Genomic DNA, 15829 nt, shown 5'->3' with positions numbered 1-15829 from the left:
TTATCGCGGGGATGGAATGAGCGCCGCGCAGCTTTCGTATACTGGGTCATGAACGGAAAGACACCCGGCTTCAACGTGATCGGACAGCTTGCGGCGCTCAGGCGCTATGCCCTGTCGCTCGTCCGCAATCCGGACGAGGCGGAAGATCTCGTGCACGATGCGCTGGTGAAGGCCTATGAGCGGCAGTCGAGTTTTCGCACGGGCGCGAATGTGCGCAACTGGCTGATGTCGATCCTGCACAATGCGCATATCGACCGCCTGCGCCAGCGCCGCTCGCTGGAGCGCCGCCACGACGCAGCGGCAGACATCACTGAACGATCCATGCCGGCAAACCAGGATCACTCGGTACGCCTGACGCAGTTGCGCGATGCCTTTTTCAATCTGCCGGAAGACCAGCGCGCGGCGCTGCATCTCGTGGCGATCGAAGAGCTTTCCTATCAGGAGGCGGCCGATACGCTGAAGATTCCCGTGGGCACGCTGATGTCGCGCGTTGCGCGCGCCCGCGAGCGCCTGCGCACCTTCGAACAGAGCGGCCCGGCCGCAACCGTTACCCATCTCAAAATCGTCGGAGGCACTGGCGATGACAAGCAATGACCCCATCCTCGAGGCCGATCTCAACGCCTATGTCGACGACCAGCTCGCCGTCGGCCGGCGCATCGAGGTGGAAGCCTATCTCTCCGAGCGGCCCGATACCGCCGCCCAGATCATGAAGGATCTGCGCGTGCGCGACGAACTGCGCCTCGCACTCGCCGACCATCGTACCGTGACACGGCAGGAAACGCGCGAGGCCGCGCGCCTGCTCGAACGCGCGCTTTCCCGCCGCCGTGTCTTCGGCTTCCTGCGCCGTGCCGCCACCATCGCGCTGTTCGTTGCCGCAGGCTGGGTCGCCCATGCCGCCTTCGGCCCCTTCGGCGCGACCGAGGTCGTGGCATCGACACCGCCGCCCGCCTTCGTGGAGGAGGCCGTACGGGCGCACAAGACGACGCTTCTGCGCGATACCATGACGTCGCAGCCCGAAACCGAGACCTTCGATCCCGCCGAAATCCGCTCGGCGACGGCGATCATCCTGCCGGACCTGCCGAAGGGCTGGGGCGTGGTCGATACGCAGGTCTTCCCCTCCGCCTATGGCCCAAGCGTCGAGCTGGTGCTGGAGCCCAGGAAGGACGAGCGCCTGTCGCTCTTTGCCGTGCGGCCCGGCTCCTTTGCCGTGCAGCACGTGCTGCTCTTCCACGCCGACAATGCCCGCGCTGCCTACTGGCAGATCGGCGATGTCGCCTATGCGCTGGTGTCGGAAAGCCGCAAGGCCGACGACCTGGCCGAAACCGCGCGGGATCTTTCCCGCACGCTCTACTGATCAACCGTTTCCATAAGGAGATATCAGATGGAACCCGTACAACAGCGATTTGGCTACGGCGCGCAGGCGCAGTCGGCCGCCCTCTTCGACGAGGGTCTGCGCCAGCACATGCTGCGCGTCTACAACTACATGGGCGCCGGCCTTGTTATCACCGGCCTCGTCGCCTTCATCGTCGGCTCGACGCCGGCCCTCTACGTGCCGATCTTCTCCTCCCCGCTGAAGTGGGTGGTGATACTGGCGCCGCTCGCCTTCGTCTTCTTCTTCTCCTTCAAGATCCAGACGATGTCGGCCAGCACCGCGCAGATGACCTTCTGGGCCTTCTGCGCCGTCATGGGCCTGTCTCTCGCTTCGGTGTTCCTCGTCTTCACCGGCATGAGCATCGCGCGCACCTTCTTCATCGCCGCCACGATGTTCGGCACGACAAGCCTTTACGGCTATGTCACGAAGCGTGACCTGTCGAAGGCCGGCTCATTCCTGATGATGGGCCTGATCGGCGTCGTCATCGCCTCGGTCGTCAATATCTTCCTCGGCTCGAGTGCGCTCCAGTTCGCGATTTCCGTGATCGGTATCGTCGTCTTCGTCGGCCTCACCGCCTGGGACACGCAGAATATCAAGGAGCAGTATGCCGAAAACATCGACCAGGAATCGAGCCAGAAAATGGCCGTGTTCGGCGCACTTTCGCTCTACCTGAACTTCGTCAACATCTTCCAGCTGCTGCTGAATTTCACGGGCGAACGCGAGTAGTTTTTACAAGCGATTTCAAAGGCGAACGGCGGGGGAAACCCCGCCGTTTTCTTTTGTGCGCATCGCAGCATAATGTAAGTTAAAGGTTACATATTTTATCCGTGTTGACAAATCGGCCCATAGCGTTTTTGCTAGCCGCATTCACCAGGGGGGTCCCGACAAGGGGCTGAGATACTGCTGGCGCGAGCAGCGCAGTGACCCGTTGAACCTGATCCAGTTCATACTGGCGTAGGGACGGTGCAAGCGCTGCGACTCGTAGTCCGTCATCCGGATTCCGTGTCGGCGTCCTTCCATCATTCCGGCTCTAGGACTGGGTCTCCAAACCAAATTGGAGCCTCACGATGAATATTGCCGCCCAGAAGCTTACCCCGACCGTCACGACCGGTGCCCTGCCCGCCTCGCGCAAGATCCACATTGCCGGCGAAGAGCACCCGGATATCCGCGTGCCGATGCGCGAGATTTCCCTGCATCCGACATCGGGCGAACCGCCCGTCATCGTCTACGACGCCTCCGGCCCCTATACCGACCCCAGTCACGTCGTCGCCATTGACGCTGGCCTGCCGCGGTTGCGCGAAAGCTGGGTCATGGCCCGCGGCGACACCGAGGGCTATGAGGGCCGTCACATCCGTCCCGAGGACAACGGCTTTGCCACCGGCGAGCGGCTGACGCCGGAATTCCCCGTCCGCAACCATCCCCGCCGGGCAAAGGACGGCAAGGCGGTGACGCAGCTCGCCTATGCCCGCGCCGGCAAAATCACGCCGGAAATGGAATTCATCGCTATCAGGGAAAACCTCGGCCGCAAGGCCGCGAAAGAAGCGCTCGCCCGCGACGGCGAAAGTTTCGGCGCCCACATCCCCGATTTCGTGACACCGGAATTCGTCCGCCAGGAAGTCGCGAGCGGCCGGGCCATCATCCCCGCCAACATCAACCACCCGGAAGCCGAGCCGATGATCATCGGCCGGAATTTCCTGGTGAAGATCAACGCCAATATCGGCAATTCGGCCGTCACCTCCTCCATGGCGGAGGAGGTCGAGAAAATGGTCTGGGCGATCCGCTGGGGCGGCGATACGGTCATGGACCTTTCGACCGGCCGCAACATCCACAATATCCGCGAATGGATCATCCGCAATTCGCCCGTCCCGATCGGCACTGTGCCGCTCTACCAGGCGCTGGAGAAGGTCAATGGCATCGCGGAAGACCTGACCTGGGAGGTCTTCCGCGATACGCTGATCGAGCAGGCCGAGCAGGGCGTCGACTATTTCACCATCCATGCCGGCGTACGGCTGCACTACATCCCGCTCACCGTGAACCGCGTCACCGGCATCGTCTCGCGCGGCGGCTCGATCATGGCCAAGTGGTGTCTTCATCACCACCGGGAGAGTTTCCTTTACGAGCATTTCGAGGAAATCTGCGACATCTGCCGCGCCTATGACGTCTCCTTCTCGCTCGGCGACGGCTTGCGCCCCGGCTCGATTGCCGACGCCAACGACGCCGCGCAGTTCGCCGAACTCGAAACACTCGGCGAACTCACGCAGATCGCCTGGAAAAAAGACTGCCAGGTCATGATCGAAGGCCCCGGCCATGTGCCGATGCACAAGATCAAGGAGAACATGGACAAGCAGCTGAAAGTCTGTGGTGAGGCCCCGTTCTATACGCTCGGGCCGCTGACGACGGACATCGCGCCGGGCTACGACCACATCACCTCGGGCATCGGGGCGGCGATGATCGGCTGGTTCGGCACCGCGATGCTCTGCTACGTCACGCCGAAGGAACATCTCGGCCTGCCCGATCGCAACGACGTGAAGGTGGGCGTCATCACCTACAAGATCGCGGCCCACGCGGCCGATCTCGCCAAGGGCCACCCGGCGGCAAAGATCCGCGACGATGCACTGTCGCGCGCACGCTTCGAATTCCGCTGGGAGGACCAGTTCAACCTGTCCCTCGACCCGGAAACCGCGCGCGCCTTCCATGATGAGACGTTGCCGAAGGAGGCGCACAAGGTGGCGCATTTCTGCTCCATGTGCGGTCCGAAATTCTGCTCCATGCGCATCTCGCACGATATCCGCGCCGAGGCGCAGAAAGAAGGGCTGGAGGCGATGGCCCTGAAATTCCGCGAGGGCGGCGACCTTTACATGCCATTGACGGGGGAATGACCATGCGCATCCTCGTCAAGGGCGCCGGCGTCGCCGGCCTGACGGTCGCCTGGCAGCTCTATCGCCACGGCTTCGACGTCACCATCCACGAACGGGCCGAGAAGATCGGCCGAGGCGCCTCCGGTTTTGCCGGCGGCATGCTCGCGCCATGGTGCGAGCGAGAGAGCGCGGAGGAACCTGTGCTCGCCCTCGGCCGCATGGCGGCCGATTGGTGGGAGGCAGCCCTTCCCGGCCACGTGCAACGTCGCGGCACGCTGGTCGTGGCCGGCGGGCGCGATGCCGGCGAGCTCGACCGTTTCGCAGGGCGAACCAGCGGTTGGGAATGGCTGGACGAAGCGGGCATTGCGGCCCTGGAGCCGCATCTCGCCGGGCGTTTCCGCAAGGCGCTGTTCTTCCGGCAGGAGGCGCATCTCGATCCGCGCAAGGCGCTCTCCGCGCTGACTGCAGGCCTTGAGGAGGCGCGCATGCGCTTCCTCTTCGGCATGAGCGCCGAGGGGAAGGCGACGCACTATGACCGCGTGATAAACTGCACGGGAGCAGAACGGATCGGGCGCCTTGCCGATCTCCGAGGCGTGCGTGGCGAAATGCTCGGCCTCGAAACCGGCGATATCACCCTCTCCCGCCCGGTCCGGCTGCTGCATCCGCGCCACCCGATCTACATCGTGCCGCGCGAGCGCAACCACTTCATGGTCGGCGCGACGATGATCGAGAGCAACGACGCCAGCCCCATCACCGCCCGCTCCCTCATGGAACTCCTGAACGCGGCCTACGCCCTTCACCCCGCCTTCGGCGAGGCACGATTGACGGAAACCGGCGCCGGCATACGCCCCGCCTACCCCGACAATTTTCCGCGCGTAACGGAGGAAGGGCACATCCTACATGTAAACGGCCTCTATCGCCATGGCTTCCTGCTCGCGCCCGCCATGGCGGGCGAGGTGGCGCGGCGGCTGCTTGCCGAACCGAGACACCAGGAAAGGAAGGCTTCATGACCTTCATCATCAACGGTGAGGAGCAGGATGTTGCCGCCGCGACCCTTGCCGACCTCCTGCTCGCCCTCGACTACGAGGGCGACTGGCTGGCAACGGCTGTCAATGGCGAACTGGTGCACCGCGAGGAGCGCGCCGCCTTCCCGCTTGGCGCACGCGACCGCATCGAAATCCTTTCGCCCATGCAGGGAGGCTGACATGCTGAAACTCTACGATATCGCCGTGCAGTCGCGCCTGCTGCTCGGCACCGCGCGCTATCCTTCTCCCGCCATCCTGGCAGAGGCGGTGCGGCGCTCGAAGACCGAGATCGTCACGGTATCGCTACGCCGTGAAACGGCGGGCGGCAGATCGGGCGGCGCCTTCTTCGACCTGATCCGCGATCTCGGCGTGCATGTGCTGCCCAATACCGCCGGCTGCCACAGCGTGCAGGAAGCGGTGCTGACGGCAAAGATGGCGCGCGACGTGTTCCGCACGAACTGGATCAAGCTGGAGGTCATCGGCCATCACGATACCTTGCAGCCCGACGTCTTCGGACTTGTCGAGGCCGCACGCATCCTCGCCGGGGACGGGTTCCAAGTCTTTCCCTATACGACGGATGATCTCGTCGTCGCCGAAAAGCTGCTGGAAGCCGGTTGCCGCGTGCTGATGCCGTCGTGTGCGCCGATCGGCTCGGCCATGGGGCCGGTCAATCCGACGGCGCTCAAGAGCTTCCGGGCGCATTTCCCGGATGTGCCGCTGATCGTCGATGCCGGTATCGGCCGCCCCTCCCATGCCGCAGACGTCATGGAACGCGGCTATGACGCCGTGTTGCTCAACACCGCCGTGGCCGGTGCGGGCGATCCTGCTGCCATGGCCGAGGCCTTTGCACTGGCCATCGCCGCCGGGCGGCTCGCCCATCAGGCCGTGCCGCTGCAGCCGCGCGACATGGCCGTCCCCTCCACGCCCGTCATCGGAAAGGCCGTATTCGCGTGAAACTCGATCCGTTCTACCTCATCGTCGACAGCGCCGACTGGATCGACCGCCTCGTGCCTGTGGGCGTCAAGCTCGTGCAGCTACGCATGAAGAACCTGCCGGAGCATCGCCTGCGCGACGAAATCCTCCGCGCCAAGGCCACCTGCGCGGCGCAGGGCTGCCAGCTCGTCGTCAACGACTACTGGCAGATCGCCATCGAGGAGGGTTGCGACTTCGTGCATCTCGGGCAGGAGGATCTTGCGGACGCCGACGTTGCCGCCATCCGCGCCGCCGGAATGAAGCTTGGCCTCTCCACCCATGACGACGCCGAACTCGACACGGCGCTTGCTGCCGAACCCGATTACATCGCGCTCGGCCCCGTCTGGCCGACGATCCTCAAAAAAATGAAATGGGCGCCGCAGGGGGCGGAAAAGCTGCGGGAGTGGAAAACGCGGATTGCGCCGATCCCTCTCGTCGCCATCGGCGGCCTCAATCCGGATCGCCTGCCCGCCGTCTTCGAAAACGGCGCCGACAGCGCGGCCGTGGTGACGGATATCACGCTCAATGCCGACCCGGAGGGACGTGCGCGCGCGTGGATCGAACACACCGCGCGCTGGCGATGATCAGAGCTTCCACAGCCGTCTGGCATTCTCTGCGAAGACGCGACGCTTCTCTTCAAGGCTAACGCCGGAGAGAAGCGCCTGCGTCGCCCCGATCCAGGTGGAAAGCCCGCCGCCCAGCGTGCAGACAGGCCAGTCGCTGCCCCAGACCATGCGGTCGAAGCCGAAATTTTCCGCGACATGCGCGAAGTAGGGCTTCAGGTCCTCCAGCGTCCAGCTGTCGGAACCGTAGGCCGGGATGCCGGACAGTTTCACGGTCATGTTCGGCCGGCGTGCGATCTCCGCGACCGGTCCCTTCCAGACGTCGAAACCGCCGCCCTTGATGTCAGGCACACCGCAATGGTCGAGAACGAAGGAGACATCGGGCGCAAGATCGGCAAGCGCGACCGCCTTTTCGATCTGGTGCGGCAGGACGCAAAGATCGAAGTTGAGGCCGGTGCCGGCGAGACGCTTGATGTTTTCCCGAAACAACGCGCCTTCGGACAGATCATCCGGCATGACATGCAGGACGCGACGAAAACCGCGCACGAAGGGGTTGGCCAGCACCGTCTCGAGATAGGCAGGGAAATCCGGCGATTCCGGCCGGCAGGAAGCGATCGCTCCGACAAGCAGACTGCCGGCCTCGCCAGACAGGTCCTTCACCACGGCCGTTTCGCGCGCAATATCGCTCTCGGCGACATCGACTTCCATATGCAGTGCCGCGACGATGCCGAGCCGCCGGGCTTCGCGGGCGTAGAGATCCTGCGTGAAATCCGCATCGAGCGGCGGTACGCTGGAAAGCCAGGGATAGGAGAGCCGGTCGCGGTAGATAAGATGCAGATGTGTATCGACGATCATTCGGGCCTCCTCCAGCGCAAGAACACTGCCATAGAAGAATGATCCATTCAAATACGAATTATTGGAAGCGGCCTAGCATTTCACCCTATTCCCGCTAAATCTGCCCATGAAACAAAAGGAGACCGGCATGAAAATCAGCGCACGCAACCGCCTGAAGGGCAAGATCGTCGAAGTCATTCTCGGCGCCACCACGGCGCATGTCCGCATCGATGTCGGCGGGTCGATCGTCACCGCCGCCATCACCAATGATGCGGTGAACGAACTCGGCCTTGCCGCGGGGCAGGAAGCCTATGCGGTGATCAAGGCCTCGGATGTCATGGTGGCCGTGGACGACTGAGGAACCGAAAGGTCCTAGTCCAGCTTCTTGCACATATGCACCTCACCGGTCTCGTCGTCGCCCTTCTGGCGCGGCGCGATCGGCTTGAAGAGCGTGCGATCCGGCTTGAGATCGATCAGCGGCGTGCCGTCGAGGCAATCGAGGCCGCGCACGAAGAGCCTGTTGCCCTCGATCTTCTCCAGAAGCACGATCGAGGTGCCGATCGGATTGGGTCGCACCGGCGAGCGCAGCGAAAACGTCCCATGCACCTCGCCGTTTGAAGCCGGGCTTTGCAGCACGAGATCGCGGCGCGACTGGTGCAGCCAGTACAGCACCTCCAGCCGTTCATAGCGCTCGACGCCTGTCAGCGCCTGTATCCAGGGCTCGAAAATCTCGATGACGCAAACCGGCCCGTCAGGGCGCCCCTGCCGCGGCGTTTCCATGCGCGAGGTCCAGGGCGTCGAAATGCGGCCGATAAAGACGATCTCCGCATCGGCAGCGTCCGGCGCTGCTATCGCCACCTCGTTCTCGCGGATTTCGTTCAGCCGGACCACGTTCATCTCCATCGCTATATTTTTCTGAATACGACGATAGCGACCCACAAAATCTTTTTAAAGATGTAAATCTCGATATATCTTGATTTTCGATATATCGAGATTTATATCGACTTCATGAAACACAGAATGGGATGCGGCCCTCACCGCCATTTTTCACCGCCCGACGACCGCTCGGGTCCCTTCCATCGCGGCCGGCACCATGGTCCCGGCCGGGGCGGCCGTCATGGCGGGCGCCTCTTCGACTATGGCGAACTGCGCCTGCTGCTGCTCGCCATCATCTCGGATGCGCCGAGCCATGGTTATGAGTTGATCAAGACCGTCGAGGAACGTTTCGGCGGCAGCTATAGCCCGAGCCCCGGCGTCATCTATCCGACGCTTTCCTGGCTCGACGACATGGGCTATGCGGTCATCGAACCGGCCGAAGGCGGGCGCAAGCGCTACAGCATCACGCAGGAAGGCAAGGCCTTCCTGGCCGCCAACCGTGCCGCCATCGACGAATTGATGGCACGGGCCGGCGGTGGAGGCCCCGGCGGCCGCGAAGGTGTGCCCGCCCCCGTGGTTCGCGCCATGGAGAACCTGAAACTCGCCTTGCGCCTGCGGCTGAGACGTGGCGATCTCGATGCGACCTCCGCCGAAGCCATTGCCGCCGCACTCGACCTTGCCGCCCAGACCGTGGAGAAAAACTGATGACATCGAGCACAACCGCCATCCCCACCGAGCATGCCAGCAAATACCTGCAGCAACTCTGCAAGCATTTTGCCCACAAGCTCACCGTCACTTTCGATGAACATGCGGGTGCGATCACCTTCTCCATCGGCGAATGCCGACTGAAGACTGAGGATGGCGCGCTGCGGATCGACCTCACGGCACCTGATACCGAGAATATGGAACAGCTGAAGGACGTGGTGATCCGCCACCTCGTGCGCTTCGCCTTCCGCGAAGAGCTTGTCCCCACCTGGCAGGATGCCTGATCAACTGGCGCCGGCGGCTTCCGAATTCTGCCGGCGCCAATCCGTGGGCGAAAGACCCGTGCGCTTGCGGAAGAAACGCGAAAAATAGGCCGGGTCCTCGAAACCGATCTCCCGGCCGATATCCTCCATGGGGCGGATGGTGAAGCGCAGCAGGCGCTTGGCCTCCAGCAGGCGCCGCTCCAGCACCATATCCTTCACCGTCTGACCGAACACCGCGCGAGCGGCCTTGTCGAGCAGATGCGGCGTCGTCGCCAAGGTCTCGACATAACGCCCGACCGGCCAATCCTCACGATAGTGCCGGTCGATGGCGCGGCGCAACTCCAGCCCCAGCGCCACCACGGGTGCGGCCGCCTCGAAACCGACCGTGCCGCCGAGCCGGGCCATCAACGACAGCACGACGCCGATCAATCCCGCCATGACCCGCTCGCTCGCCGCTGCGCCGCCGCGATACTCGTCCATCACCATGTAGAGCAGCGCTCCGATGCGCGAAAAACCCGGCGCATCGGCCTCGCCGGAAAGCAGCACGGGGGCTGCAAGCGACAGATCCACCTGCGATGCCATGGCGCGCAACAAGTCATCCGAGATCGACACGACGATGGCGTCCGATTGTTCGTCCACCTCGAAACCATGCACCACGTTGCTCGGCACGAAACTGATCGCCGGAGCGGAAAAATTCCAAGTGCGGTCTTCGATCTGGTAACGCCCCGCGCCCTTGAACCAATAGGTGACCTGCCCCATCAGCGGATGCTTGTGCGGCGCGACCCGTCCGAAATGCAAGCTCTTGCGCTCCATCACGGTTTCGACATGCAGGAAGCCGACATCGAGCGCTCGGCTCGGCTCGCCGTAGACGAAAAAGGCAGGGACATCGCGGCTGGCATTCATGCCGGAAAAAGTACCAGCGAATTGCCCGCTTTGTCCATGGCGCATCTGATGTCCCCGACCTAGCATTTGTCAGGATTTCTGAGGAGGACATCATATGCGCGCGGAAGATCATCGCAGCGAAAAGACCCGGCCGTTCACCGGCGCCGAATATCTCGCAAGCCTTCGGGATGGGCGCGAGGTCTATATCAACGGCGAGCGCATCGCCGATGTCACCAGCCACCCCGCGATGCGCAATTCCGCCCGCTCCATCGCCCGCATGTATGATGCGCTGCACGACCCGAAACGTCAGGAGCGGCTGACCTCGCCGACCGACACCGGCTCCGGCGGCTACACGCACAAATATTTCCGCGTCGCCCATTCCTCCGCCGATCTGGTCGCCCAGCAGGGCGCCATCGCCGACTGGGCGCGCATGTCCTATGGCTGGATGGGCCGCACGGCGGATTACAAGGCCGCGCTGATGAACACACTCGGGGCAAACGCCGACTGGTACGGCCCCTTCAAGGACAATGCCCTTTCCTGGCACAAACGCGCGCAGGAAAGCGTGCTCTTCATGAACCACGCCATCGTCAACCCGCCGATCGACCGCCACAAGCCGGCGGACGCGGTGAAGGACGTCTTCGTGCACATCACCAAGGAGACGGATGCCGGCATCTATGTCTCCGGCGCCAAGGTCGTCGCCACCTCCTCGGCACTGACGCATTACAATTTCCTCGCCCAGAGTTCGGCGACCGTCACCGAAGACCCGTCGTTGTCGGTCATGTTCATCCTGCCGATGAATGCGCCGGGCGTGAAAATGTTCTGCCGCGTCTCCTACGAACAGACGGCCAGCGCCGCCGCCCATCCCTTCGATTATCCGCTGTCCTCGCGCTTCGACGAGAACGACGCGATCCTCGTGCTCGACAATGTCTTCGTGCCTTGGGAAGATGTGCTGGTGTTGCGCGATGCGGCAAAGATCCTGTCCTTCCACCCGGCCTCGGGCTTCATGCACGGCTATTGCTTCCAGGGCTGCACGCGCCTGGCGGTGAAGATGGACTTTTTGGCCGGCCTGCTCGCCAAGGCGCTGCGCGCCACCGGCGGCGATGCCTTCCGCGGCAACCAGGCGATGCTCGGCGAGGTCATCGCCATTCGCCACCAGTTCTGGGCCTTCTCCAACGCCATGGCCTACAACCCGATCCCCTGGGCAAACGGCGCCGTGCTGCCGAACCTCGAAGCGGCATTGTGCTACCGCACCTTCATGTCGGAGGCCTATCCGAAGGTCATCGACATCGTGCGCCGCACCGTCGCCTCGGGCCTCATCTACCTGCCCTCCTCGGCCAAGGATTTCGCCAATCCGGAGATCGACCGCTATCTCGCGCAATATGTCCGCGGTTCCGACAGTATGGGCCACATCGAGCGCATCAAGATCATGAAGCTGCTCTGGGATGCGACCGGCACGGAATTCGGCGGCCGCCATGCGCTCTACGAGCTGAACTATGCCGGGGCGCCGGAGGAAGTGCGTCTTCAGGTGCTGAAGGGTGCCGAACGCGGCGGACGGCTGAAGGAGATGGAAGCCCTCGTCGACCAGTGCATGGCCGACTATGACGAGACCGGCTGGACGGGCGACACCTGGCTGCCTCCGCTGGGCGATGGCGCCCTGCGCGATGCTGCCGAATGAGGGTGCGACCATGGACCTCACCATCTCCAAGACCGAATTCCGCAATGCGATGGCCCGCGTCTGCGCGCCCGTCAATGTGATCACCACAAAGGGAGCCGCCGGGCGCGGCGGCTTCACCGCCACCGCCATGTGCTCGGTGACGGACGAGCCGCCAACCCTGCTCGTCTGCATGAACAGCCGCTCGGCGCAAACAGGCCTGTTCATCGAGAACGGCCGCTTCTGCGTCAACGTGCTCACCCAGGAACACAAGACGCTGGCCGCCTCCTTCGCCGGCCAGCAGGCCGACATGGAGGCGCGGTATGCCGACGCGACCTGGACGGACCTGCCCTCCGGCAACCAGGCGCTGGCCGACGCCATCGTTTCCTTCGACTGCCGGCTGACGGAGGCGCGGCTCGTCGGCACGCACAACATCCTCATCGGCGAAGTCATGGACATCCGCTCTCGGCGCGACGGGCATGCGCTTATCTATTTCGACCGTAACTACGTGCATGTGCCGACCCAGACCGGCAGCTTCGGCGGCTGATGCGTGGCAAAAGCCTCTTGACAAGCGATCTTCTATTTAACATGTTAAATAAAAGCTGCTTGCAGGAGGAACAATGCCGCACCTGACCGTCGAATATTCGGCCAATCTGGAAGGCCGCACCGACCTTGACGCGCTCTGTGTGGCGCTTCTCGAGACGGTGCTGGAAACCGGCCTCTTCGAGGTCGGCGCCATCAGGGTGCGCGCCCTCAAGGCAGAACACTATGCCATCGCCGACCGCCTGGCGGAAAACGCCTTCATCGACCTCAATCTCCGCATCGGCAAGGGCCGCAGTGCGGAGGAGAAGAAACGCACCGGCGAGGCGCTGTTTGCCACGGCGGGCAAGCTGCTCGCTCCCCTTTTCGAGACGCCGCATTTCGCGCTCTCGCTCGAAATCCGCGAGATCGACGCGGAGCTGAGCTGGAAGAAGAACGCCATTCATCCGCGCTTGCGCGGTAAATAACAGGCATCCACGCCTACGCGGCAAATAACAGGGACTATCATGTCGAAACTTCAGGAAAACATCGCGAAGGCGGATGCCTATCTCGCCCGCTTCAAGGAACAGGGCGTGCTGAACCGCATCGCCGGCGAGGATGTCGCGGGCGGCGACGGCACGACCTTCGAAAGCATCTCTCCCATCGACCTGAAGCCTCTGGCGACGGTGGCGCGGGGCACGGCCGCCGATATCGACCGCGCCGCCAAGGCCGCCAAGGCCGCCTTTGCGGAATGGTCGGGTATGCCGGGCGACACGCGCAAGAAACTCCTGCACAAGGTCGCCGACGCCATCGTCGCCCGCGCCGAAGAGATCGCCTTCGTCGAATGCATGGATACCGGGCAGTCGCTGCGCTTCATGGCCAAGGCCGCGCTCCGCGGCGCGGAAAACTTCCGCTTCTTCGCCGACCGCGCGCCGGAAGCCCGCGACGGCAAGACGCTGCGCACGGAAAACCAGGTCAACATGACGACCCGCGTGCCGATCGGCCCCGTCGGCATCATCACGCCGTGGAACACGCCGTTCATGCTCTCCACGTGGAAGATTGCGCCTGCGCTCGCCGCCGGCTGCACCATCGTGCACAAGCCGGCCGAATTCTCGCCGTTGACGGCGCGCCTGCTCGTCGAGATCGCCGAAAGCGCCGGTCTGCCGAAGGGCGTGTGGAACCTCGTCAACGGTTTCGGCGAGGATGCCGGCAAGGCGCTGACCGAGCACCCCCTCATCAAGGCCATCGGTTTCGTCGGCGAAAGCCGCACCGGCTCGATGATCATGAAGCAGGGTGCCGACACGCTGAAGCGCGTGCATTTCGAACTCGGCGGCAAGAACCCCGTCGTGGTCTTCGCCGATGCGGATCTCGAGCGCGCCGCGGATGCCGCCGTCTTCATGATCTATTCGCTGAACGGCGAGCGCTGCACCTCTTCCTCCCGCCTGCTGGTGGAGGAGAGCGTCTATGAAAAATTCACCGCGCTGGTCGCGGAAAAGGCCAAGCGCATCAAGGTCGGCCATCCGCTCGACCCGGAAACCGTCGTCGGCCCGCTGATCCATCCGGTGCACGAGAAGAAGGTTCTTGAATATATCGAGATCGGCAAGTCCGAGGGCGCGACGGTTGCGGCCGGCGGCGAGAAATTCGCCGGTCCCGGCGGCGGCTGCTACGTCTCGCCGACCCTCTTCACCGGCGCCAACAACAAAATGCGCATCGCCCAGGAAGAAATCTTCGGCCCCGTGCTGACGGCCATTCCCTTCAAGGACGAGGCGGAGGCGCTCGCACTCGCCAACGACGTTCAGTATGGTCTCACCGGCTATCTCTGGACATCAGACGTCACCCGCGCCTTCCGCTTCACCGATCATCTCGATGCGGGCATGATCTGGGTGAACTCGGAGAACGTCCGCCACCTGCCCACACCCTTCGGCGGCGTCAAGAATTCCGGCATCGGCCGCGACGGCGGCGACTGGTCCTTCGATTTCTACATGGAAACGAAAAACATCGCGTTTGCCACCCGCGCCCACGCGATCCCGAAACTCGGCGGTTAAGCCGCCGGCCCGAAACTCGGCGGCTGATCCCGCTTATTCCACAAGACTGCGCCCGTCCTCGTGTCACGAGGCGGGCTTGAGGAGGACAACATGCCCGTACCCCAGCCCAATCTCTACCCGCCCTTCAACATCGTGCGCCTCAGCCATGTCGAATTCGGCGTCACCGATCTTGCCAAGTCGCGCGCCTTCTATGTCGATACGCTCGGCCTGCAGGTGACGGACGAGGACAAGGACACGATCTATCTGCGCGCCATGGAAGAGCGCGGCCATCACTGCATCGTGCTCAAGAAATCCGACAAGCCTGAGGCCCGCGACCTCGGCTTCAAGGTGTTCGACGAGAACGATCTCGACAAGGCCGCGCATTTCTTCAAGGGCAAGGACCTGCCGGTGGAATGGGTCGAGCGTCCCTATCAGGGCCGCACCTTCCGCACGCGCGACCCCATGGGCATCCCGCTCGAATTCTACACCAAGATGGACCGCCTGCCGCCGATCCATCAGAAATACGCGCTCTATCGCGGCGTGAAGCCGCTGCGCATCGACCACTTCAACTGCTTCTCGCCCGACGTCGACGCCTCCGTCGCCTTCTATAACGAACTCGGCTTCCGCGTGACGGAATATACCGAGGATGCCGAAACCGGCCGCCTCTGGGCCGCCTGGACACACCGCAAGGGCGGCGTGCACGACATCGCCTTCACCAACGGCCGTGGCCCGCGCCTGCACCACACGGCCTTCTGGGTGCCGACACCGCTCAACATCATCGACCTGCTCGACCTGATGGCGACGACCGGCTGGGTTTCCAATATCGAGCGCGGCCCCGGCCGCCACGGCATTTCCAACGCCTTCTTCCTCTATATTCTCGATCCCGATGGCCACCGCATCGAGATCTACTGCTCGGACTACCAGACGGTGGACCCGGACCTCGAGCCCATCAAGTGGGATCTCAAGGACCCGCAGCGCCAGACGCTCTGGGGTGCCGCGGCCCCGAAATCCTGGTTCGAGCACGGCAGCCTCTTTGCCGGCGTCGAGCCCGAGGATGCAAAGCTGAAATCCCAGCCGATCATCGCGCCGTAAGGAAGTGACCATGACCTTGAAAGACCCGAGCCTTCTGCGCCAGGCGGCACTGGTTGGCACGCGCTGGATCGAAGCTGACGGCAGCGGCATCGCGGTGAAGAACCCTGCGACGGGTGAGCTTGTCGGATACGTGCCGAAGCTCGGTGCTGCGGAAACCAAGGAAGCCATCGACGCGGCCGCCGTCGCCCAGAAG

At 63.5% G+C, this 15829-nt stretch carries 19 protein-coding genes, 1 pseudogene and 1 riboswitch; of the genes and pseudogenes, 17 read left to right on the top strand and 3 right to left on the bottom strand.

Going from position 1 to position 15829, the window contains the following annotated elements; all coding sequences use genetic code 11:
* Positions 1–48: 48 nt before the first annotated feature.
* From MUO32_RS24640 to MUO32_RS24605, 8 genes are all read left to right on the top strand, one after another.
* Positions 49–594 carry a sigma-70 family RNA polymerase sigma factor gene (locus tag MUO32_RS24640; protein ID WP_257951018.1) on the top strand — a complete coding sequence of 182 codons (546 nt, stop codon included), beginning with the start codon at positions 49–51 and terminating at the stop codon, positions 592–594.
* Positions 581–1354 carry an anti-sigma factor gene (locus MUO32_RS24635; protein WP_257951017.1) on the top strand — a complete coding sequence of 258 codons (774 nt, stop codon included), beginning with the start codon at positions 581–583 and terminating at the stop codon, positions 1352–1354. The genes MUO32_RS24640 and MUO32_RS24635 overlap by 14 nt, the downstream gene beginning before the upstream one ends.
* Before the next feature lie 27 nt (positions 1355–1381).
* The gene (locus tag MUO32_RS24630; protein ID WP_257951016.1) at positions 1382–2098 is read left to right on the top strand and encodes a Bax inhibitor-1/YccA family protein; all 717 of its coding nucleotides are present in this window, start codon (positions 1382–1384) and stop codon (positions 2096–2098) included.
* A 136-nt stretch (positions 2099–2234) separates the two neighbouring features.
* A riboswitch (TPP riboswitch) is annotated at positions 2235–2351 on the top strand.
* Between the two features lie 88 nt (positions 2352–2439).
* Positions 2440–4251 carry a phosphomethylpyrimidine synthase ThiC gene (thiC, locus tag MUO32_RS24625; RefSeq protein WP_257951015.1) on the top strand — a complete coding sequence of 604 codons (1812 nt, stop codon included), beginning with the start codon at positions 2440–2442 and terminating at the stop codon, positions 4249–4251.
* A gap of 2 nt (positions 4252–4253) precedes the next feature.
* Positions 4254–5240, top strand: a complete 987-nt coding sequence (gene thiO, locus MUO32_RS24620; protein WP_257951136.1) for a glycine oxidase ThiO — start codon at positions 4254–4256, stop codon at positions 5238–5240.
* A complete protein-coding gene (thiS, locus tag MUO32_RS24615) occupies positions 5237–5434 on the top strand; it encodes a sulfur carrier protein ThiS (protein ID WP_257951014.1) in 198 nt (65 codons plus the stop codon). Before thiO ends, thiS begins: the two co-directional genes overlap by 4 nt.
* A 1-nt stretch (position 5435) precedes the next feature.
* Positions 5436–6209: a thiazole synthase gene (locus MUO32_RS24610; protein ID WP_257951013.1), complete on the top strand. Its 774-nt coding sequence runs from the start codon at positions 5436–5438 to the stop codon at positions 6207–6209.
* Entirely contained in the window at positions 6206–6811 is a 606-nt protein-coding gene (locus tag MUO32_RS24605; protein ID WP_257951012.1) for a thiamine phosphate synthase, read from the top strand. Before MUO32_RS24610 ends, MUO32_RS24605 begins: the two co-directional genes overlap by 4 nt.
* Here the strand turns inward: MUO32_RS24605 and MUO32_RS24600 are convergent, their stop codons facing one another.
* Entirely contained in the window at positions 6812–7645 is an 834-nt protein-coding gene (locus MUO32_RS24600) for an amidohydrolase (RefSeq protein ID WP_257951011.1), read from the bottom strand. It lies immediately after the preceding gene.
* A 127-nt stretch (positions 7646–7772) separates the two neighbouring features.
* Between MUO32_RS24600 and MUO32_RS24595 the strand changes: the two genes are divergently transcribed.
* Positions 7773–7982, top strand: coding sequence for a molybdopterin-binding protein (locus MUO32_RS24595; RefSeq protein ID WP_257951010.1), 210 nt, complete (start codon positions 7773–7775; stop codon positions 7980–7982).
* Between the two features lie 14 nt (positions 7983–7996).
* Here MUO32_RS24595 and tsaA read toward each other — a convergent pair whose 3' ends face one another.
* On the bottom strand, positions 7997–8515 hold the full coding sequence (gene tsaA, locus MUO32_RS24590; protein ID WP_257951009.1) for a tRNA (N6-threonylcarbamoyladenosine(37)-N6)-methyltransferase TrmO: 519 nt from the start codon (positions 8513–8515) through the stop codon (positions 7997–7999).
* 129 nt (positions 8516–8644) lie between these two features.
* On the opposite strand from tsaA, the gene MUO32_RS24585 reads away from it, so the two are divergent.
* Complete coding sequence (locus tag MUO32_RS24585) at positions 8645–9205, top strand: PadR family transcriptional regulator (RefSeq protein ID WP_257951008.1); 561 nt, start codon at positions 8645–8647, stop codon at positions 9203–9205.
* Positions 9205–9489, top strand: a complete 285-nt coding sequence (locus MUO32_RS24580; protein WP_257951007.1) for a DUF2218 domain-containing protein — start codon at positions 9205–9207, stop codon at positions 9487–9489. Before MUO32_RS24585 ends, MUO32_RS24580 begins: the two co-directional genes overlap by 1 nt.
* Here the strand turns inward: MUO32_RS24580 and MUO32_RS24575 are convergent, their stop codons facing one another.
* Positions 9490–10371: a helix-turn-helix domain-containing protein gene (locus MUO32_RS24575; protein ID WP_257951135.1), complete on the bottom strand. Its 882-nt coding sequence runs from the start codon at positions 10369–10371 to the stop codon at positions 9490–9492. It abuts the gene before it with no gap.
* A 94-nt stretch (positions 10372–10465) separates the two neighbouring features.
* Here MUO32_RS24575 and MUO32_RS24570 point away from each other — a divergent pair, with 94 nt between their 5' ends.
* The 6 genes and pseudogenes from MUO32_RS24570 to MUO32_RS24545 form a co-directional block, all read left to right on the top strand.
* Complete coding sequence (locus MUO32_RS24570) at positions 10466–12025, top strand: 4-hydroxyphenylacetate 3-hydroxylase family protein (protein ID WP_257951006.1); 1560 nt, start codon at positions 10466–10468, stop codon at positions 12023–12025.
* Positions 12026–12035: 10 nt separating this feature from the next.
* Positions 12036–12548 carry a flavin reductase gene (locus MUO32_RS24565; RefSeq protein ID WP_257951005.1) on the top strand — a complete coding sequence of 171 codons (513 nt, stop codon included), beginning with the start codon at positions 12036–12038 and terminating at the stop codon, positions 12546–12548.
* Positions 12549–12621: 73 nt separating this feature from the next.
* Complete coding sequence (locus tag MUO32_RS24560) at positions 12622–13008, top strand: 5-carboxymethyl-2-hydroxymuconate Delta-isomerase (protein WP_257951004.1); 387 nt, start codon at positions 12622–12624, stop codon at positions 13006–13008.
* Positions 13009–13047: 39 nt separating this feature from the next.
* Complete coding sequence (gene hpaE, locus MUO32_RS24555) at positions 13048–14565, top strand: 5-carboxymethyl-2-hydroxymuconate semialdehyde dehydrogenase (protein WP_257951003.1); 1518 nt, start codon at positions 13048–13050, stop codon at positions 14563–14565.
* Between the two features lie 90 nt (positions 14566–14655).
* Positions 14656–15636, top strand: coding sequence for a 3,4-dihydroxyphenylacetate 2,3-dioxygenase (hpaD, locus tag MUO32_RS24550; protein WP_257951002.1), 981 nt, complete (start codon positions 14656–14658; stop codon positions 15634–15636).
* A gap of 10 nt (positions 15637–15646) precedes the next feature.
* Positions 15647–15829, top strand: a pseudogene (locus tag MUO32_RS24545) (succinate-semialdehyde dehydrogenase (NADP(+))); the annotation flags it as partial.

It is taken from the genome of Shinella sp. CPCC 101442 (genome assembly GCF_024704725.1).
Lineage (GTDB): Bacteria > Pseudomonadota > Alphaproteobacteria > Rhizobiales > Rhizobiaceae > Shinella.
This window is presented reverse-complemented; position numbering and strand designations above follow the sequence as displayed.